This window comes from Terrabacter sp. Soil811, from assembly GCF_001429655.1.
Taxonomy (GTDB): Bacteria; Actinomycetota; Actinomycetes; order Actinomycetales; family Dermatophilaceae; genus Terrabacter.
Window position 1 is genome coordinate 272580 of record NZ_LMSX01000007.1, and the last position, 18547, is coordinate 291126.

At 71.5% G+C, this 18547-nt stretch carries 19 protein-coding genes and 1 tRNA gene; 7 read left to right on the top strand and 13 right to left on the bottom strand.

The window, feature by feature from the left end; translation table 11 throughout:
• Positions 1-134: 134 nt before the first annotated feature.
• Positions 135-2594 carry a penicillin-binding protein gene (locus ASH01_RS08175; RefSeq protein ID WP_056774054.1) on the top strand — a complete coding sequence of 820 codons (2460 nt, stop codon included), beginning with the start codon at positions 135-137 and terminating at the stop codon, positions 2592-2594.
• A 71-nt stretch (positions 2595-2665) separates the two neighbouring features.
• Here ASH01_RS08175 and ASH01_RS08180 read toward each other — a convergent pair whose 3' ends face one another.
• On the bottom strand, positions 2666-3121 hold the full coding sequence (locus tag ASH01_RS08180; RefSeq protein ID WP_056774057.1) for a GatB/YqeY domain-containing protein: 456 nt from the start codon (positions 3119-3121) through the stop codon (positions 2666-2668).
• Between the two features lie 80 nt (positions 3122-3201).
• Here ASH01_RS08180 and ASH01_RS08185 point away from each other — a divergent pair, with 80 nt between their 5' ends.
• Positions 3202-4140, top strand: coding sequence for a metallophosphoesterase (locus ASH01_RS08185; RefSeq protein WP_056775237.1), 939 nt, complete (start codon positions 3202-3204; stop codon positions 4138-4140).
• Positions 4141-4253: 113 nt separating this feature from the next.
• Positions 4254-4330 (top strand) — tRNA-Pro (locus ASH01_RS08190).
• A gap of 130 nt (positions 4331-4460) precedes the next feature.
• Here ASH01_RS08190 and ASH01_RS23610 read toward each other — a convergent pair.
• Both ASH01_RS23610 and ASH01_RS08200 read right to left on the bottom strand, forming a co-directional pair.
• Entirely contained in the window at positions 4461-4712 is a 252-nt protein-coding gene (locus ASH01_RS23610; protein ID WP_056774063.1) for a hypothetical protein, read from the bottom strand.
• An 88-nt stretch (positions 4713-4800) separates the two neighbouring features.
• Positions 4801-5316, bottom strand: a complete 516-nt coding sequence (locus ASH01_RS08200) for a DinB family protein (protein WP_056774067.1) — start codon at positions 5314-5316, stop codon at positions 4801-4803.
• 151 nt (positions 5317-5467) lie between these two features.
• On the opposite strand from ASH01_RS08200, the gene ASH01_RS08205 reads away from it, so the two are divergent.
• Entirely contained in the window at positions 5468-6211 is a 744-nt protein-coding gene (locus ASH01_RS08205) for a hypothetical protein (RefSeq protein ID WP_056774070.1), read from the top strand.
• Between the two features lie 71 nt (positions 6212-6282).
• Here the strand turns inward: ASH01_RS08205 and ASH01_RS08210 are convergent, their stop codons facing one another.
• Positions 6283-7404, bottom strand: coding sequence for a carboxylate-amine ligase (locus tag ASH01_RS08210; protein WP_200961780.1), 1122 nt, complete (start codon positions 7402-7404; stop codon positions 6283-6285).
• A 292-nt stretch (positions 7405-7696) separates the two neighbouring features.
• On the opposite strand from ASH01_RS08210, the gene ASH01_RS08215 reads away from it, so the two are divergent.
• Together ASH01_RS08215 and ASH01_RS08220 are read left to right on the top strand one after the other, a co-directional pair.
• On the top strand, positions 7697-9106 hold the full coding sequence (locus ASH01_RS08215) for an MDR family MFS transporter (RefSeq protein WP_443081115.1): 1410 nt from the start codon (positions 7697-7699) through the stop codon (positions 9104-9106).
• 105 nt (positions 9107-9211) lie between these two features.
• Positions 9212-9700 carry a pyridoxamine 5'-phosphate oxidase family protein gene (locus tag ASH01_RS08220; RefSeq protein ID WP_056774077.1) on the top strand — a complete coding sequence of 163 codons (489 nt, stop codon included), beginning with the start codon at positions 9212-9214 and terminating at the stop codon, positions 9698-9700.
• Between the two features lie 92 nt (positions 9701-9792).
• Here the strand turns inward: ASH01_RS08220 and ASH01_RS08225 are convergent, their stop codons facing one another.
• The 6 genes from ASH01_RS08225 to recR all read right to left on the bottom strand — a co-directional run bounded on the left by ASH01_RS08225 (position 9793) and on the right by recR (position 15268).
• On the bottom strand, positions 9793-10806 hold the full coding sequence (locus ASH01_RS08225) for a DNA topoisomerase IB (RefSeq protein WP_056774081.1): 1014 nt from the start codon (positions 10804-10806) through the stop codon (positions 9793-9795).
• 120 nt (positions 10807-10926) lie between these two features.
• A complete protein-coding gene (locus ASH01_RS08230) occupies positions 10927-11139 on the bottom strand; it encodes a hypothetical protein (protein WP_156415499.1) in 213 nt (70 codons plus the stop codon).
• Positions 11140-11291: 152 nt separating this feature from the next.
• Complete coding sequence (locus tag ASH01_RS08235; RefSeq protein ID WP_056774088.1) at positions 11292-12395, bottom strand: WD40/YVTN/BNR-like repeat-containing protein; 1104 nt, start codon at positions 12393-12395, stop codon at positions 11292-11294.
• A gap of 39 nt (positions 12396-12434) precedes the next feature.
• Positions 12435-13706 (bottom strand): aspartate kinase, encoded by a 1272-nt coding sequence (locus ASH01_RS08240; protein ID WP_056774091.1) that lies wholly within the window; start codon positions 13704-13706, stop codon positions 12435-12437.
• 130 nt (positions 13707-13836) lie between these two features.
• Positions 13837-14424 (bottom strand): DUF5063 domain-containing protein, encoded by a 588-nt coding sequence (locus ASH01_RS08245; protein WP_056775244.1) that lies wholly within the window; start codon positions 14422-14424, stop codon positions 13837-13839.
• Between the two features lie 244 nt (positions 14425-14668).
• The gene (gene recR, locus ASH01_RS08250) at positions 14669-15268 is read right to left on the bottom strand and encodes a recombination mediator RecR (RefSeq protein ID WP_020145767.1); all 600 of its coding nucleotides are present in this window, start codon (positions 15266-15268) and stop codon (positions 14669-14671) included.
• A gap of 111 nt (positions 15269-15379) precedes the next feature.
• Between recR and ASH01_RS08255 the strand changes: the two genes are divergently transcribed.
• Complete coding sequence (locus ASH01_RS08255; protein WP_235509574.1) at positions 15380-15748, top strand: hypothetical protein; 369 nt, start codon at positions 15380-15382, stop codon at positions 15746-15748.
• Between the two features lie 22 nt (positions 15749-15770).
• Here the strand turns inward: ASH01_RS08255 and ASH01_RS08260 are convergent, their stop codons facing one another.
• From ASH01_RS08260 to ASH01_RS08270, 3 genes are all read right to left on the bottom strand, one after another.
• Complete coding sequence (locus ASH01_RS08260) at positions 15771-16919, bottom strand: HoxN/HupN/NixA family nickel/cobalt transporter (RefSeq protein ID WP_235509575.1); 1149 nt, start codon at positions 16917-16919, stop codon at positions 15771-15773.
• Between the two features lie 45 nt (positions 16920-16964).
• Entirely contained in the window at positions 16965-17639 is a 675-nt protein-coding gene (locus ASH01_RS08265; RefSeq protein ID WP_056774096.1) for a lysophospholipid acyltransferase family protein, read from the bottom strand.
• Between the two features lie 117 nt (positions 17640-17756).
• The gene (locus tag ASH01_RS08270) at positions 17757-18515 is read right to left on the bottom strand and encodes a class I SAM-dependent methyltransferase (protein ID WP_056774098.1); all 759 of its coding nucleotides are present in this window, start codon (positions 18513-18515) and stop codon (positions 17757-17759) included.
• Positions 18516-18547: the final 32 nt, after the last annotated feature.

An 18547-nucleotide genomic window follows, 5' to 3' on the forward strand; every position in this document is an offset into this window, starting at 1 on the left:
TGAGGCGGTGACTAGTCACCTGGACCTCGGCCCCCTGGTCATCCAGAGGCGCGGGCGGGTGGTTTGAGACACCTGCAGACCCGGGTGTGCGCACAAATCCAGTGGCCATAGGGTGAGCGGTTACCCTTGGGCCCATGTCTTCACGCACTACCTCGATCGGTGGCGTCATCAGCCTGCTCGGCGCGTTTCTCGCGTCCGCGCTCGTGCTCGGACTGCTCGCCGCCGGCCTGGTGATGCCCGCGGTGGGCGCCACCGGCGCGCTCGCGCGCAGCGGCGTCGACGTCTTCAACGAGCTCCCGAGCGAGTTCACGACCGACCCGCTGGCCCAGACCTCCCGCATCCTCGCCGCTGACGGCACCGTCATCGCGACGCCGCAGGAGCAGAACCGCACCATCGTGCCGCTCAACAAGATCGCGCCGATCATGCGTGAGGCCCAGGTCGCGATCGAGGACCACCGCTTCTACGACCACGGTGGCATCGACATCCAGGGCACGGCCCGCGCCGTCATCTCCAACCTGCGCAACGGCTCCTCGGTCGGCGCCTCGTCGCTCACCCAGCAGTACGTCAAGATCTCGCTCCAGTACTCCGCCCTCAGCTCCGGCAACGAGGAGGCGGCCGCCGAGGCCGTCAAGAAGGACTACATGCGCAAGCTCAAGGAGCTGAAGTACGCCATCACGCTGGAGAAGAAGCTGACGAAGGACGAGATCCTCGAGGGCTACCTCAACCTCGTCTACTACGGCGACCGCGCCTACGGCGTCGAGGCCGCGGCACAGCACTACTTCAGCGTCCACGCCGACAAGCTCTCCCTGTCGCAGGCCGCGCTCCTCGCCGGGCTGACGCAGAACCCCGGCACCACCGACCCGGTGAACTTCCCGAAGAAGGCCCTGGCCCGACGCAACGTCGTGCTCGACCGCATGCACGAGCTCGACCGCATCACCGACAAGCAGTGGCAGGCCGCCAAGAAGCGCACGCTCAAGCAGGACATGCGCGTGACGCAGCCGAAGAGCACGTGCCTCGCCTCGCCGTACCCCTACTGGTGCGACTTCATCGTCAACTACGCCCTGACGATGCCCCAGCTCGGCAAGACGCTCGAGGAGCGCAAGCGCACCCTCTACCGCGGCGGCGTCACGATCACGACGACCCTCGACCCGAAGCTGCAGGACTACGCGCAGAAGGAGATCACCAAGAAGGTGCCGATCGGCAACAAGGCCCGGATCGGCTCCGCGGCCTACGTCGCCGACCCCAACACCGGCAAGGTGCTCGCCTTCGCCCAGAACACCGCCTACTCCGTCACCAAGGACGCCGGCGGCGAGACGGGCATCAACTGGGCCCTCGACAAGAAGTACGGCGGGTCCGGCGGGTTCCAGTTCGGCTCGACCGCCAAGGCGTTCGCCCTCGTGACGGCCATGCAGTCCGGCATGACGACGAAGTCGTCGGTCAACGCCAAGGCGGCCGGCGGCGAGAGCAAGGCGACGTACACGCCCAAGGAGTGGCCCGGCGGCACCGCCAACTGCGGTCCAGGCGACACGTGGAAGGTCCGCAACGACACCCCGTTCAAGGGCGGCAACATCTCGCTCATGGAGGCCACGGCGCTGTCGACCAACACCGCGTTCGTCGCCCTCGTCGAGCAGCTCGGCGGCTGCAAGGTCCGCGACACGATGATCCGCCTCGGTCTGCACCGCTCCGACGGCCAGACGATCGGCAGGTACGCCCCGCAGTACATCCTCGGTGGCGACGACGTCTCCCCGCAGGGTGTGGCGCACGCCTACGGCGTCCTCGCCGCGGACGGCAAGAAGTGCCCGATGGTGGCCATCACGAAGATCACGCAGGGCGGCAAGAACGTCGCCCTGCCGGCGTCGAAGTGCGACCAGGTCGTCGAGCCGGACGTCGCCAAGGCGACCGACAAGTTCCTCGAGTACAACATGACCCACGGCTCGGGCATCCGGAACCAGCTCAACGACGGCACCCGTGAGTCGGCCGGCAAGACCGGTACCGCCAACAACAACAACGAGTCGTGGTTCGTCGGCTACACGCCGCAGCTCGTGACGGCCGTCTGGGTCGGCACGCCCTACGACCCGGTGACCCGCGTCATGAAGAACGTCCGCGTCGGCGGCGAGTTCTACCCGGTCATGCACGGAGCGGCCATCGCTGCGCCGATCTGGAAGGCCATCATGAACAAGGCCCTCGACGGCCAGCCCGAGGTCAAGTTCGGCGATCCGGCCGACAAGTACCTCGGCACCGACACCGCCAACCAGACGGTGACTCCCGGCCAGCTGCCCGCCGTCGTCGGGCGGTCCGTCGCCGAGGCCGAGTCGCTGCTCCAGGCGGCGGGCTTCCAGACGCAGGTCGGCGGGACGATGTCCTCGCAGGTGCCGCAGGGCCTCGTGGCCGGCATCTCGCCCTACCAGTCGCCGCCGCCCGGCAGCATGATCACGATCTACACCTCGCGCGGCGGGTCCCGACAGGCGCTCCCCACCCCGCAGACCACCGTCTTCAACCCCGGGGGCACCGGTGGCGGTGGCGGTGGCGGTGGCGGAGGGAACGGCAACGGCAACGGAGGCGGCAAACCGACCAAGCCGCCGGGTCGCGGCTGACCCAGCGATGACGAAGGCCCGACGCGATCCGCGTCGGGCCTTCGTCGTCCGTCTGCGACGTGGGCGGGGCCTCAGCCCGCGAGCACCCGGCGCACGATGGAGGCGACGCGTCCACCCTCGGCGCGGCCGGCCACGGCAGCGTTGGCGGCCTTCATCGCGAGGCCCATCTGCGGCATACCCGTGGCGCCGGAGGCGGTGACCGCATCGCGGACGATCGCCTCGAGCTCGTCGTCGCCGAGCTGCTTCGGCAGGTAGGCCTCGAGGACGGCGAGCTCCGCGTCCTCCTTGGCCGCGAGCTCCGGGCGTCCCGCGCCGACGTATGCCGTCGCCGCCTCACGACGCTTCTTGGCTTCCTTGGTGAGGACCTTGAGGACGTCGTCGTCCGTCAGCTCGCGGTGCTCGGTGCCGGCGACCTCCTCGTTGGTGACGGCGGTGAGGGCCATCCGCAGCGAACCGGCCCGGACCTGGTCGCGCTCGCGCATCGCGGACGTCAGGTCGGACTTCAGCTGCTCCTTGAGGGTGCTCATGGGGCCAGTCTGTCAGGTCGGCCACGCGGGCCCCGACCGGTTCGTCGGGGGTCGCGGCCCCGGGTGCGAGGATGGGCCTCATGCGTGCCGTGACCAAGACCGTCCTGGGCCTGGGGATCGCCGGCGCCGGGGTGCTCGGCTGGGCCTCGCTCGTCGAGCGCAACGCCTTCGTGCTGCGTCGCTTCGACGTGCCGGTGCTGCCCGACGGCGCCGAGCCGCTGCGGGTGCTGCACCTGTCCGACCTGCACCTGCTGCCGCGCCAGCGCGCGAAGCGCTCCTGGGTGCACAGCCTCGCCTCGCTCGACCCCGACCTCGTCATCACGACGGGCGACAACATCGCGGCCCCCGATGCCGTGCCCGCGCTGCTCGACGCGTACGACCGGCTCCTCGGCATCCCCGGCGTCTTCGTCCTCGGGTCCAACGACTACTTCGCCCCGAAGCTGAAGAACCCCCTCGGCTACCTGACCCGCAACTTCGCCAAGGGCGTGGGCACGACCCACCGGCTGCCCACGGCCGACCTCGTGCGCGGGCTCGGATCCCGTGGCTGGGTCGACCTGACGAACCGTCGGGACTCGCTCACCGTGCGCGGCCTGCGGATCGACGTGCGTGGCGTCGACGACCCGCACCTCGGCTACGACCGGCTCGACCTCGTGCGGGGGCCGGCGTCCCCCGAGGCGGACCTGACGCTCGGCGTGACGCACGCGCCCTACCAGCGCGTGCTCGACGCGTACGCCTCCGACGGCGCCGAACTCGTCATCGCCGGACACACGCACGGCGGCCAGGTCTGCGTGCCCGGCTACGGCGCGCTCGTGACGAACTGCGACCTCGACACGGGCCGCGTCAAGGGCCTGTCGCGCTGGTGGCCGGGAGCCGGCTCCACGCCGTCGTCAGAGGCCCCTGAGGGCGCTGCGTGGCTCGAGGTGTCCGCCGGTCTGGGCACCGCGCCCACCGCTCCCGTACGCCTCGCCTGCCGTCCCGAGGCGACCCTCCTGACGCTCGTCCCCCGCTCGCAGGCCTGAACCGGCACCGTCCCCAGCGGCGGTCGACGAGCCCGATTCGGAGATGGGCCGGGGGCTGCGCTAGCATCTCTGCTTGCTGCCTCCGGTCCACGGATCAGGGGTAGATGCAGCACCGGGGTGTGGCGCAGCTTGGTAGCGCGCTTCGTTCGGGACGAAGAGGTCGCAGGTTCAAATCCTGTCACCCCGACCATCCGCGAAGGGCCTGCTGGAAACGACGACGTCGTTCCAGCAGGCCCTTCGGCGTCCTGTCACCCCGACCAGCCGCGGAACGAGAGACGAGACGCGGCGGCGTCGACCAGGGCAGCGGCCGATGTGGGGTCTCAGTGCTCGACGACGTGGTCGCCGTGCTGGTAGTGGCGGTGCCCATCGTGCAGGTGATCCACGTGGCTGCCGTGCTGGACCGTCTCGCACCCGTCGCCCTCGGTGTGGGCATCGCTGTGGTCGGTGTGCACGGCCTGCTCGGCGTGACGTTCGGAGTCATGGACGTGGTCGAGGTGGTCGCCATGCTCGACGGTCTCGCAGCCGTCGTCAGGAAGGTGCTCGTGGTCGGACGCGATCGTGTGATCGGACATCTTTCCTCCAGTGACAGGTCGGTTCACCCGAATCTTCCTCCAGCCAACCCGGGGGGCGTCAAGGGTGGGTCGCGAGCGGTGTCGACCCCTACCGGTCGGTGCGGCCGTCGATGCACTCGCGCAGCAGGTCGGCGTGCCCGCTGTGCTGGGCGTACTCCGAGATCATGTGGCCCACCACGGCCCGCACGGACATCTGTCCGCTGCCGGTCGCGAGGACGTCGTCCAACGAGACCCTCGCGAGCGCCGCCTCGGCCAGCCGGCACTCCTCGAGCAGCCGGTCGTAGTCGGCCTGCGCCCGGGCCGGGTCGAGGTCCTCGAAGTCGGCGTCGGGTCCCAGCGCCGGGTCGTACATCGGCTCGAGCGCCTCCCCGCCGATGAACTCGCGGAACCACCCGCGCTCGACCTTGGCCATGTGCCGGACCAGCCCGAGCAACGACAGGTTCGACGGCGGGACCGAGCGCTGCCCGAGCTGCTCTCCGGTCAGACCCGCGCACTTGTCGCGCAGCACGGCGCGACGCCAGGCGAGCCTGGCCTCGAGCAGGGTCCGCTCGTCCCCCACCGGCTCGAACTGCGGCAACGACACCTCAGGCGCGGTCCACGTCATCCGGACATCCTGACAGCCCGCCCCCACGCCGTCCGGGTGGCGTGCCGACCCGGCCGACCGAAAACCCCGGGTGTCGAGCCCGGCGCGGCGCGACACTGGTGCGGAGGTGCCGGCCGGGCGGCCGGCCCCCGAGCATGGGACGGAGACCGCGATGAGCGACGTGCCCCCTTCGGCAGGCCGGTCCGTCGACCCCGAGGGAGCCACCGAGGGAGCCACCGAGGGAGCCACCGAGGGAGCCACCGACCCGCCCCGCCTGCGCGACTCGACGACACCCGGCCTCCCCGTCTACCTGTCGACGGAGCACTGGAGCCTGCTCGGCACCCGCTCCATGACGTGGTCGGAGATCATGAGCCGGATCACGATCTACCTCACCGTCGTGTCGGCGTTCCTCGTCGTCCTGGCCCTGACCGCGCAGGCCACCGGCTTCGGCACGCCGTTCCGGGTCATGGCCGTCGGCTTCGCGTCGGCCGCCCTCGTCATGGGCTCGCTCACGGCGATCCGGGTCAACCTCGCGAGCCGGGAGGACGCCGACCTCATCCGGGCGATGAACCGGCTCCGGCACGCCTACGTCGAGCTGGCGCCCGAGCTCGCGCCCTACCTGACGGCCTCGATCCACGACGACACCCGCGGACTCCTGCAGACGTACTCGCTGGGCCACCGCCGCCACCTCGTCCTGCACGTCGTGGGCAGCACCGCGTTCTTCCTCATGGTCGTCAACGGGATCGTGGCCGGCACCCTGGGCGCCCTCATCGCCGACATCGCCGGTGCGAGCACCGCGGTCATCGCCGTCGTCGGGGCCCTGTCCGGCGTCTCCTACCTCGTCGGCCACCTGGCGATCGAACGTCGGGTCTTCGCGGGACCGAACGACGACGAGCGCTTCCCGACGCCCGACTGACGCCCGACTGACGCCCGACCGACGCCCTACCGATGCCCGCTTGGACGCCCGGCTGACGCCCGGCGGGAGCGCTACGGCTCGTCCGCCAGTGCCGTCTCGCGGACCGCCTCGGCGACGACGTCGACGAGCCGACCCGTGTGCGCCAGCATCGCGCGCTGCCGGACGGCCCCGTTGCCCTCCTCCCGCACCCGCGCGAGCCCCTCCTGCACGACCGCGAGGTCGCCCGCCGCCTGGAGTGCGGGTCCGACGTGGTCGAGCAGCGACTCGAGGACCGTCCAGCACGGCACGGGCAGACCGGTGCGCCAGTCGAGGAGCCGACCCTCGAGACCCTCGCGCCCGGCCTGCCAGGTCGCGAGCCGGAGCATCGTCGTCGCCACGTCGGGCACCGGACGGCCGAGAGCCCAATCCTGCGCGGCCGTCTCGACGAGCCCCCGGCACAGGGCGGCGACGACGACGGCCTCGTCGACCGTGAAGCAGACGTCGGCGGCCCGGACCTCGACGGTCGGGTAGTGCTGGGCCAGGCGGGCGACGAAGTAGACCATCCCCTCGTCGAGGACCACGGACGACAGGACCATGTCGCGGACGAGCCGGCGGTACGCCTCCGCCGACCCGAAGGGCCCCGTCGGACCCCACGACGGCCACCGGGCGAGCTCCTGGCTCCGGTAGCTCGCGAAGCCCGAGTCCTCCCCGTTCCAGTAGGGCGAGTTCGCGCTGAGCGCGAGCAGCGCCGGGAGCCAGACCCGGATCCGGTCGAGGACGCCGACTCCCTCCTCGTCGCCCTCGACGGACACGTGCACGTGGCAGCCGCAGATGAGGTGCTCGCGGGCGGTCAGCTGGTAGCGCTCCTGCAACCACGCGTACCTCGGCGACGTCACGGCGACCGGGCGGACGGGCAGCGGCGAGGTGGCGAGCGCAGCCACGCTCGACCCGGTCCCCCGGGCTGCCGCGACGGCCTCCGTGCGCCAGTGCCGCACCTCGTGGCGCAGCGCGTCGAGATCGGCGGTGGGCGGCGTGTGCGTCTCGATCTGCTGCTGCTGGAACTCCCCCTCGACGGCCCCCCGCACGCCGGCGCCCGACTCCTCGGGATGCCGCCGCGCGGCCCGTACGAGCAGCTGGCCCGACACCGACCGTGGCCGTCCGTCGTGGACGTCGACGAGCAGCATCTCCTCCTCGACACCGAGGGTCCGCACCATGGTGCTCCTTCCGGAGCACGACCGCGGACGTATGCCGTGTGGCCCGGTGACGCGCCACGGCACCGTGTGGCGCCCGGCGCGCCGGACGGCATACGCCCGTTGCTCCGCGTGACCAGTGTGGCCCGTGGTGGGCTCCGGCGGGAGGGACGAAGGGCCCGGATGTCGGACCTGCGGGAATGAACGGCGGGCGCGTGCGTTGTCCCTCTTTGTCGCCCCAACCGGCAGGAGCATCGTGTCGACCTCGTCCACCCTCGGATTTCGCTCGGAACGCGGGCCCATCCTCATCGCCCTCATGCTGTCGACGTCGCTCATCGCGCTCGACTCCACGATCCTCGCCACGGCGGTCCCCTCCATCGTCGCGGACCTCGGCGGCCTCACCCAGTTCCCGTGGCTCTTCTCGGTCTACCTCCTCGCGCAGGCGGTGTCGGTCCCCGTCTACGCCAAGCTCGCCGACACGGTCGGGCGCAAGCCGGTCATCCTCGTCGGCATCGGGCTCTTCCTGATCGGCAGCATCCTGTGCGGGTTCGCCTGGGACATGGGCTCGCTCATCGTCATGCGAGCACTGCAGGGGCTCGGCGCCGGTGCAGTCCTGCCGATGACGACGACGATCGCCGCAGACATCTACACCGTGGCCGAGCGGGCCAAGACGCAGGGCTACATCGCGAGCGTCTGGGCCGTGTCGTCCGTCGTCGGCCCGACGCTCGGTGGCGTCTTCTCCCAGTTCGCCTCGTGGCGCTGGATCTTCTTCGTCAACATCCCGTTCTGCCTGCTCGCCGCCGGCATGATCTGGCGCAAGTACGACGAGTCCGTCGAGCGTCGCCGGCACCGCATCGACTACGCCGGGGCCACCGTCCTCACGGTCGCCCTGACCCTGCTCATCCTCGCCGTCCTCGAGGGCGGCCAGGCCTGGGCGTGGAGCTCGTGGCAGAGCATCGGCTCCTTCGCCGTCGGCGGCGTGCTCCTCCTCGCCTTCGGTCTCATCGAGCGCCGGGCGGCCGAGCCGATCCTGCCGCTCGAGGTGCTGACCCGGCGGCTCATCGTCGCGACGTGCCTCATCGGCATCGGCGTCGGTGCGGTGCTCGTCGGGCTCACCTCCTACGTGCCGACCTTCCTCGAGCGCTCGACCGGCGCCACCCCCATCGTGGCGGGGCTCGCGGTCGCCGCCCTCACGATCGGCTGGCCCATCTCGGCCTCGCAGTCGGGTCGGCTCTACATGCGCATCGGCTTCCGCCCGACGGCGCTCATCGGCCTCGTCGTCGCGACCGTGGGCGCCCTCGCGCTGTGGCTCACCTCGGCCACCCCGAACGTCTTCGCCACAGCCGCATCGTGCCTCGTCGTCGGCTTCGGCCTCGGCCTCGTCGCCACGCCGACGCTCATCGCGGCGCAGGCCTCGGTGCCGTGGAACGAGCGTGCCGTCGTCACGGGCACCAACATGTTCATGCGCTCGGTCGGCAGCGCCGTCGGCGTCGCGATCTTCGGCGCCATCGCGAACGCCGTCATCGCGTCCCATGGTGGCGAGGCGTCGAGCGAGGCGGTGCAGGCCGGCTCGACGGCCGTCTTCCTCGCCGTCCTCGTGGTCGCGCTCGTCACCGTCGCCGCCGGGCTGCTCATGCCCCACACGCGGGCTGAGGACGTCGCCCACGGCGGCTCGTCGGACACCGAGTCCACCGACGTCGCACAGACCGAGCCCTCCACCGCCTGAGCCGTGGCCACCGGCCGGCCAACCCTCGCCAGGAACGAGTAGCGCTCGAAGGCATCGGGTACGTCGCGAAGGACAGCGTCACGACCCGACGACGAGGAGAACGCGATGAGCGAGCACGACGACGGCACCCAGAAGGTCGCCGACCTGATCAAGGACATCCGGATCGCGATGCTGACGCACGCGGACTCGAACGGCATCCTCGTGAGCCACCCGATGGCGACGCAGGAGGTCGAGTTCGACGGCGACGTGCTCTTCGTCGCCGAGCGCGACAGCCACAAGGCGCGCGACATCGCCGCGCAGTCGCCGGCGCGGGTCAACGTCGCCTACAGCTCGAAGAGCTCGTGGGTGTCGCTGTCCGGCACGGCGACCATCGTCGACGACAGCGCCAAGCTCGCCGAGCTGTGGAACTCCTTCACGGGAGCCTGGCTCGAGGGCGGCCCGGAGAACCCGAACAACATCATCATCAAGGTGAGCGCCGACTCGGCCGAGTACTGGGACTCCCCCGGCGCCAAGGTCACGCAGATCGCCAACTTCGTCAAGGCGAAGGTCACCGGCGAGCGCATCGAGGGTGACAACGAGGTCGTCGACCTCTGACCGCCTGAGACAAGGCCGTATGCCGTCGGGCCCCCTTCGCGTTGAAGGGAACCCGGCGGCATACGTGCTTTCAGGCGTGCCGCAGACGAGCCTCAGGCAGCGCCCTTGACGAGCCGCATGACGGCCCGCTCGAGCGCGTCGCGGTCGCGCACCCGCACGAGCTCGCCCAGCTCGAGTCGGGTGCGGTCGGCCTTGGTCAGGCGCGACAGGCTGCGTGCGATGGTGCGGCCGACGGCGTACTCGTCGAGGACGCGGGGGTCGACGTACGAGCTGCGGGCGACCGCGGGCGTGTTGCCGAGGTGCTCGGAGACGACCTTCATCGCGTCCTTCTCGGCGCGCTTGAGCTCGCGCTCGGAGTCGACGGGGCCGGTCCGCGCGAGCGCGACGGCGGCCGTCACGGTGGCCGCCCAGGTGCGCAGGTCCTTGACGGTGTACTCCTCGCCGACGAGCTCCTTGAAGGCGACGTTGAGGTCGCTCGAGCGCAGCTCGTGCCAGCCGTCCGTGTCGCGGTAGGCCAGCAGGCGCTCACCCGGATAGCCACTTCGCTTGAGGGACAACACGATCCGCGCCAACAGCTGGTCGGTCATGACGGCCTCGCGGGTGACGCCCGACTTGGCCGGGAACTCGAAGGTGACGTCCTCACCGCTCACCGTGACGTGGGAGCGGAGCAGCGTCGCGACGCCGTGCGAGCCGTGCTCGGCCTCGTACTCCTCCCCGCCGCTGCGGAAGAGCCCGGCGTCGAGCATCCGCAGGCCGGCGGCGGTGACGCGCTTCCGCGTCAGGCCGTTGGTGCGCAGGTCGGCCGCGATCTGCTTGCGGGCGGCCGGCAGCTTGCGGGCCAGCACGATGACGCGGTCGTGCTTCTCGCGGCCGCGCGCCTCGTGCCAGGCGTCGTGGTAGAGGTACTGACGCCGCCCCGCGTCGTCGGTGCCGACGGCCTGGATGTGGCCGTTCGGGTGCGGGCTGATCCAGACGTCCTGCCAGGCCGGCGGGATGACGAGTGCGGTGACCCGTTCACGCGTCTCGGCATCGACGGCCCTGCCGTCGGCGTCGACGTAGCTGAAGCCCTTGCCCCGTCGCACGCGACGGATCCCGGGCTTGTCCATGGTGCTCCGGCGCAGTCTCACACCGAGGAGATACCCGCACCGGGTCGAGGCCCAACCGCACCCCCACCGCACCGCGCCGCGGTGCTGCGCGGCTCGGCGTGGTGGGCGGACGGGTGGTGCTCAGTCAGCGGGGTCGGGGCGCACGCCCCCGACCTCGGACGTCGCGTCCGTGGTCTCGCGGGTCGACGCCTCGGTGTCGGGACCGTCCGGGGAGGCGACCGGCACGATGTCGGGCACCTTGATCTCCGCCTGACCGGGCGGCGGAGGGGGGTCGGGCGTGACGGGCGGGAAGACCGAGCCGTCGCTCTGCAGATGTGATTCGTGAGGGGTCACGTCAGTCATTACCTATCGCCCCGAGTAGGTGGTTGTCGTGCTTCCTCTTCGACCATACCCGCGGCTCACTGAGGCGAACCTGTGCCTTTCGGCGCCGCCCCGGGGCGCCGGACCATCGCGACGAGAGTCAGGTGATGGCCCGGCGCGTCCCGTCAGCGGGTGAGGACGCCGACCCGGCCCTGCTCGCCGGACGCCCAGCAGGCACCGTCGTGCGTGCACTCGACGGAGTCGAAGCTCCCGGTGTCGAACGTCGACCACGTGCGGCCGCCGTCGGTCGAGACGTCAGACCCCGACGGGCCCACGGCCAACACCGTGCGCGCCGTCCGCGGCACCCAGGCCGACCCGGACCGGTAGCCCGACGGGTTGGTCGTCGACTTCGTCCACGTGCGCCCGCCGTCGGCGGTCCACGCTGCGTTGTCGACCGCTCCGGTCGGAGCCGCGAAGTCGCCGCCGACGATGACGCCGCGCCGGGCGTCCCGGAAGCTCACCGAGAAGATGCCGGCCGACGCACCACCGGCGACAGGGCTGTCGGCGACGGTCCACGTGCGGCCGTGGTCGGTCGAGGTGAAGACGCGGGCCGGGTCGACGCCCCCGCTCACGAGGTAGGTGCGGCCGTCGACACCCGACGAGAGGCAGGTGCCCGACGCCGCGAAGGCGAACTCGCCCGCCTGGGCGGCCGGCATCCCGGCCGTGTCGACGGGGGTCCACGAGCGGCCGCCGTCGGAGGTCTGGACGAGCCGGAACCTCCCGTCGACCGGGTCGCTCATCGCGAGCCCGCGCCGCGGCGAGCTGAACGCCATGCAGTCGTAGAAGGCGGCCGGGTCGGTGTTGCGGAAGCTCTCGGTCCAGGTCGCGCCACCGTCGTCGGTGACGAGGATGCGCGAGTCCTCCCCCTCCCCGATCGAGAGGAGGACGGCGTGCCGCGCGTCGGAGGCCTCGATGTCGCGGAACTCCAGCGCGTCGGTGCCGAGCCCCTGCGGGCTGACGTCGCCCCACGTGCGGCCGCCGTCGGTCGTCCGCAGCACGGTGCCCTTCGTCCCGCTCACCCACGCCACGTCGCGTGAGACGGGCGCGAGGCCGCGGAAGCGCTCGGTGGTCCCGGTCGGCGTGACCGTCCAGCCGTATGCCGTCACCCCGGCCTTCGCGGGAGCGTCACGTCCCACGGCACCGGGCGACACGGCATACGCGGTCGTCGCGGAGGCGACGAGCGCGGTGGTGGCGGCTGCGAGCAGGACGGATCGCGTCGGGAGTCTCATGCCTCCCGAAACTAGCCGCGATCGGGCCGGTCGGCGCGCTCAGCGGCCGGTGCCGCCGTAGACGATGGCGTCCTCGGTCGAGTCGAGACCGAAGGCGGTGTGCACGGCGCGGACGGCGTCGTCGAGGTCCTCGGCCCGGGTCACGGCCGAGACGCGGATCTCGGACGTCGAGATCATCTCGATGTTGATGCCGGCCTCGGCGAGCGCGCCGAAGAACTTCGCCGAGACGCCGGGGTGGCTCTTCATGCCGGCGCCGACGAGGGCGATCTTGCCGACGCCGTCGTCGAAGCGGAGGTCGGCGTACTCGACCTCGTGCTTGATCGACTGGAGCACCGACATCGCCTTGGGGCCGTCGGCCTTGGGCAGCGTGAAGGAGATGTCGGTCTTGGCCGTCTCGGCGGCCGACACGTTCTGCACGATCATGTCGATGTTGAGGCCGGCCTCGGCGATGGCCCCGAAGATCTTGGCCGCGATGCCGACCCGGTCGGGCACGCCGACGATCGTGATCTTGGCCTCGCTGCGGTCGTGGGCGATGCCGGCGATGATCGGTGCCTCCACGGCGCCTTCTCCTTCGTAGGGGTTGTCCTTGATCCACGTGCCGGGCTTTCGCGACCACGACGAGCGGACGTGGATCGGGATGCCGTAGCGGCGGGCGTACTCGACGCAGCGCAGGTGCAGGATCTTGCTGCCGTTGGCGGCGAGGTCGAGCATCTCCTCCATCGAGAGGACGTCGAGCTTGCGGGCGTTGGGCAGCACGCGCGGGTCGGCGGTGAAGACGCCGTCGACGTCGGTGTAGATCTCGCAGACGTCGGCGCCGAGCGCCGCGGCGAGGGCGACGGCGGTCGTGTCGGAGCCGCCGCGGCCGAGAGTCGTGATGTCCTTCGTCGTCTGGCTGACGCCCTGGAAGCCGGCGACGATCGCGATGTGACCGGCGTCGAGCGCGCTCTGGATGCGGCCCGGCGTCACGTCGATGATGCGGGCGGCGCCGTGGGCGTCGTCGGTGATGACGCCCGCCTGGCTGCCGGTGAAGGAGCGCGCCTCGGCGCCGAGCTGGGCGATGGCCATCGCGACGAGCGCCATCGAGATCCGCTCGCCCGACGTGAGCAGCATGTCGAGCTCGCGGGCCGGCGGGGCCGGCGTGACCTGCTCGGCGAGATCCATCAGCTCGTCGGTCGTGTCACCCATCGCGGAGACGACGACGCAGACCGAGTGGCCCGCCCGCTGCGTCTCGACGATGCGCCGGGCCACCCGCTTGATGGCCTCGGCGTCGGCAACGGACGACCCGCCGTACTTCTGGACGACGATGCTCACACTGGCTCCGGATCTCCTCGGTGGTCTGCGGCGGCTCCGAGTCTAGGCGCGCGCACGGGACGTCCACCGGGACGTCGCGATGGTGAGATGTGCGCCGATTCGTCCCCGGCGCCGCACGTTCTTGCGCGGGCTACGGGTGCAGCGCGTCGAACTCCGCCTCGCCCACGGCCTCCTCGTCGGCGTCGAGCCGCAGGTGGGCGAGGATCGAGTGGAGTGACCGGAGCGCCATCATCCCCCGGTCGCCCCAGTTGGACAGGTAGCCGAACTGCCACCACCACAGCGCCTCGAGCCTCCGACCGGCGGCGTAGTGCTTGAGCCCATGGCTCAGCGACACCGCCACGTCGACGAGGTCGTTGGTGATCGACCCGTCGGCGCGGTCGGAGGAGGTGATCGGGTCGATGACGTAGACGTAGTCGTCGATGCCGACGAAGACGTTGGCGAGGCCCGTGCGCAGCGGGTCCGAGTCGTCGTCGGCCGCATCCGGCTCGAAGCGCTCCTCGGGCACGACGTCCTGGATGGCGCCGAGTCGTGCCCCGGCGACGAGCACCTGCGACAGGGCGAGGGTCAGCAGCGGCAGCGCCGTCTCGGGGGAGCTGCCTGACGCGACCTCCGTGACGGACGTGAGGAAGGCGCTCGCCTCCGCGGCGGTCAGGTCGGCGAGACCCGACAGGTCGTCGATCTCGCCCGTGTGGCCCTCGTCCAGCGGCTCGTCAGTCATGGCCCCCAGCATGCCGTATGCCGTGTCGCCCAGTCGCGCCCGGGGCCACCCGGAGCCGTCGGAGCCGTCCGCACGCCCCTAACCCACTCGAGTGAGCGCCCAGTCCCACTCGAGTGAGCGCCCAGCCCCAGCCACCACGCGTCCGTGTTGCGAAGCGCTCACCCGAGTGTTGCGGAGCGCTCACTCGACGGGAGGGCGGCGGGACGGCATACGTCCTCGGTGGGCCTGGGCCCTCGGCGGTGGGTCAGGCGTCGACGCGGCGGCGGCCCTCGAAGGCCCGCCCGAGGGTCACCTCGTCGGCGTACTCGAGGTCACCGCCGACGGGCAGGCCCGACGCGAGACGCGTCACGGTGAGGCCGACGTCGCGCAGCAGCCGGCTGAGGTAGGTGGCCGTGGCCTCGCCCTCGAGGTTGGGGTCGGTCGCGATGATGACCTCCTGCACCTCACCGGAGGCGAGGCGCACCATGAGCTCGCGCACCCGCAGGTCGTCGGGACCGATGCCGTCGATGGGGCTGATCGCGCCGCCGAGCACGTGGTAGGTGCCACGGAACTCACGGGTGCGCTCGATGGCGACGACGTCCTTGGGCTCCTCGACGACACAGATCGCCGTCTGGTCGCGGCGCGGGTCGGCGCAGATGCGGCACCGCTCGGCCTCGGCGACGTTGCCGCACTGCTCGCAGAAGCGGACCCGGGCCTTGACCTCGGTGAGCGCCGTGACGAGCCGCGTCACGTCGTCGGAGTCGGTCTGGAGCAGGTGGAACGCGATGCGCTGGGCGCTCTTGGGACCGACTCCGGGGAGTCGTCCGAGCTCGTCGATCAGGTCCTGCACCGCGCCTTCGTACACACCGCAACACTAAGCCCCGCAATCACCTGCTGCGCACCGCCGCACCGGACTAGCGTGGTGAAGCAGAGTCAGGGGCGACGGGTCGAGCGGGGTGTCGGAGTGGGTGACCAGATGGACGACCGGACGGTGTCCCGGCGCAGCGAACGCATCCAGGGCGCCGTGCCCTTCCGGACGATGTTCGCCTTCCGGATGCACTCCGGGTACGCCGAGCGCCGGCTCGAGCCCGGAGTGCTCGACTTCACGTTCGGCGACCCCCACGAGCTGCAGGTGCCGGCCCACGCCGATGCCCTCCGCGAGGCCGCGGTGCCCTGCGACGCGCTGTGGTTCGCCTACAAGCAGAGCGAGGTCGCGGCACAGGCAGCGGCCGCGGCCTCGCTCGAACGGGTCGTGCCACTCGGCTGGGGCGACACCGCGACGGCCGAGTCGGTCGAGGCGGCCCTGCCGCACTTCCGCGACGCGTTCGAGGCCGCCCGCACCTGACCGCGCGCGGCTCGCGCCACGATCAGTCGGCGAGCGTCGCCGACCACCGCTCCTCGATGCGCCCGAGCCGCCACACGGCGAGCGCCACGGCCCAGGTGAGGACGAAGAGCCCGACGATCCAGAAGCCGACGTCGCCGAGGTCGATCGAGCCGACCCACGCGACCGGTCCCGACGTGACGTCGAGCTTGTCGGCGAGCAGCCCGACGAGCTCGATGACGCCGATGAGGAGGGCGACGGCCACCGACAGCGACGTGACGGTGATGTTGTAGAAGATCTTGCGCACCGGCCGGTTGAACGCCCAGCCGTAGGCGACGCTCATGAACGACCCGTCGAGGCTGTCGAGGAGGGACATGCCCGCGGCGAAGAGCACGGGAAGGGTGAGGACGGCATACCAGGGCAGGGCGGCCGCGGCGGCGCCGCCGGCGATGACGAGCAGCCCCACCTCGGTCACCGTGTCGAAGCCGAGGCCGAAGAGCAGCCCGACCGGGTACATGTGCCAGGGCTTGCGCACGGCCCGCGTGACGCGCCCGAGGATGCGGTTGAGGAAGCCGCGCTTGTCGAGCTGCCGCTCGAGCTCGGCCTCGTCGTAGTGCCCCGAGCGCATCCGGCGGAAGACCTTGAGGATGCCGACGAGTGCCGCGAGGTTGATGAGACCGATGAGGACGAGGAAGACGCCCGAGACGGTCGTGCCCCAGACGCCGGTGGCCTGCTGCAGCGCGGAGCCGTCGTCCTCGAGGGCGCCGGCGAGGGCGCGGATGCCGAGGGCCACGAGCATGACCATGACGAAGACGACCGACGAGTGCCCGAGGCTGAACCAGAAGCCCACGCTCATCGCCTGTCGGCCGTCGGCGAGCAGCTTGCGGGTCGTGTTGTCGATGGCGGCGATGTGGTCCGCGTCGAAGGCGTGGCGCATCCCGAGGGTGTAGGCCGTGACGCCGAGCCCGACCCCGAAGAGCTGGCCGGCGACGCGGTACTCCGCCGGGGCCACGACGAGGACGAGCAGTCCCCAGCCGACGACGTGCAGCAGGGCCACGAAGGCCGCCATCCCGACGAGGCTGCGTCGCTCGTCCCGGGAGAGCCGCCGACGCACGGCCGAGCGCGAGCCCGAGCCCGAGCGCGGGCCCGAGCGCGAGCGTGGGCCCGAGCTCGGGCGGGGGGACGTCAGGGTCACGGCCCCACGCTAGATGCGACTGGGTCGCATCTGCAACGCCCGCCCTCAGATGGCGGGCTCGCCGCCCGGCACCTCGTTGTACGTGTCGACGCGCTCCTGGCCACTCAGCTCCGCGATGGCCTCCATGACCCGGTCGGTCAGCAGGCGCCGCGCCTTGCCCGCGGGCATGCCGGCGTACTCCTCGACCCCGATCGGCTCACCGAAGCGCACCGTGACCTTCGCGAGCCGCGGGAAGCTCGCCCCGACAGGCTGGATGTCCTCGGTCCCGATGAGCCCGACCGGCACGACGGGGACCTGCGCGGTGAGCGCGAGCCACGCCACGCCCGTACGCCCGCGGTAGAGCCGGCCGTCCCGCGAGCGCGTGCCCTCCGGGTAGATGCCGAACGCGTCGCCCGCCTTGAGCACCTCTAGCGCGGCGTCGAGGCTCTCCTGCGCGGCGGTCGGCGAATGCCGGTTGACCGGCACCATCCCGACGGCGCTGAAGAAGCCCTTGCGCACGAAGCCGCCGACACCCGTGCCCGTCCAGTACTCCTCCTTGGCGAGGAAGCGCACCTGCCGCGGCGAGGCGAGCGGGATGGCGAAGGAGTCGATGAACGACCGGTGGTTGCTCGCCACGACCACGCCGCCTTCGCGCGGGATGTTCTCCTTGCCCTCGATGGTGGGCCGGTACAGCGCATGGGACAGCGGGTACAGGAGGTTGCGCCCGAGGCTGTAGAACATGGGCCACAGCCTAGGGCCGTCCACCGGCCGTCCGGTGTGGGGCGTGCGTCGCGGCGGCCCGGTGTTCACCCCTTGGTATGCCGGGTGGCGGGCCCGAGCACGTCGGGCGCAGACGCGTCAGGCGTGGGCGCGAACGGCCCAGGCGGTGGCCATGATGTAGAAGGGCGGCGCGGGCAGCAGTTCGCGGCAGTGCTCGCGCAGGCGGACGCGTCCGACCTCGTCGAGGCTCTGCACGTGCGCCCCCGCCGGGCCGACGCCGAGCGTGTAGGGGTCCCACCAGTCCTCGAAGGTCGGGTGCCGCACGGTGACCGTGAGCGCGGTGTCCTCGATCTGGTTGAGACCGGCCCGGTCGCAGAGGTGGGCCAGCTCGCCCTCGCGGACCCCGCTCATCCCCGACTCGTCGTCGACGCCGGGGTCGAGGTCGCGGGCCGCCTGCCAGAAGACGGTGAGCGGCGCTCCCCCACCGGCCAGGTCCCACACGCACGCCGAGACGGTCCCGCCCGGCCGCGTGACCCGAGCCATCTCGTGCAGGCCGAGCACCGGATCGGCCATGAAGCTGACGACGAGCTGGGCGAGCGCGTGGTCGAAGAGGTCGTCGGGAAAGGGCAGCGCCTCGGCCGTTCCGGTCTGCACGTCGAGGGTCGGGAACGACTGGCGCAGGGCGGCGAGCAGCTGTTGCGACGGGTCGACCGCCGAGACCCCGTCGACGCCCAGCCGGTCGATGAGGACTCGGGTCAGGGCGCCGGTCCCACAGCCCACGTCGATGGCCCGACCCGGTCCGGCCACACCGGACCAGTCGGCAAATCGTGTGGCGAGCGGCCCCGAGTAACGCCCCATGAAGCGGTTGTAGGCGTCCGCCGCAACCTCGAAGGTCACCTTGCGACGCTACTCCCGGGAGGCGTACGCCC

Coding starts and splice junctions, on each gene's coding strand:
- ASH01_RS08175 (WP_056774054.1), top strand. CDS start 135: ATGTCTTCACGCACTACCTCGATCGGTGGCGTCATCAGCCTGCTCGGC.
- ASH01_RS08180 (WP_056774057.1), bottom strand. CDS start 3,121: ATGAGCACCCTCAAGGAGCAGCTGAAGTCCGACCTGACGTCCGCGATG.
- ASH01_RS08185 (WP_056775237.1), top strand. CDS start 3,202: ATGCGTGCCGTGACCAAGACCGTCCTGGGCCTGGGGATCGCCGGCGCC.
- ASH01_RS23610 (WP_056774063.1), bottom strand. CDS start 4,712: ATGTCCGATCACACGATCGCGTCCGACCACGAGCACCTTCCTGACGAC.
- ASH01_RS08200 (WP_056774067.1), bottom strand. CDS start 5,316: ATGACGTGGACCGCGCCTGAGGTGTCGTTGCCGCAGTTCGAGCCGGTG.
- ASH01_RS08205 (WP_056774070.1), top strand. CDS start 5,468: ATGAGCGACGTGCCCCCTTCGGCAGGCCGGTCCGTCGACCCCGAGGGA.
- ASH01_RS08210 (WP_200961780.1), bottom strand. CDS start 7,404: ATGGTGCGGACCCTCGGTGTCGAGGAGGAGATGCTGCTCGTCGACGTC.
- ASH01_RS08215 (WP_443081115.1), top strand. CDS start 7,697: ATGCTGTCGACGTCGCTCATCGCGCTCGACTCCACGATCCTCGCCACG.
- ASH01_RS08220 (WP_056774077.1), top strand. CDS start 9,212: ATGAGCGAGCACGACGACGGCACCCAGAAGGTCGCCGACCTGATCAAG.
- ASH01_RS08225 (WP_056774081.1), bottom strand. CDS start 10,806: ATGGACAAGCCCGGGATCCGTCGCGTGCGACGGGGCAAGGGCTTCAGC.
- ASH01_RS08235 (WP_056774088.1), bottom strand. CDS start 12,395: ATGAGACTCCCGACGCGATCCGTCCTGCTCGCAGCCGCCACCACCGCG.
- ASH01_RS08245 (WP_056775244.1), bottom strand. CDS start 14,424: ATGACTGACGAGCCGCTGGACGAGGGCCACACGGGCGAGATCGACGAC.
- ASH01_RS08255 (WP_235509574.1), top strand. CDS start 15,380: ATGGACGACCGGACGGTGTCCCGGCGCAGCGAACGCATCCAGGGCGCC.
- ASH01_RS08265 (WP_056774096.1), bottom strand. CDS start 17,639: ATGTTCTACAGCCTCGGGCGCAACCTCCTGTACCCGCTGTCCCATGCG.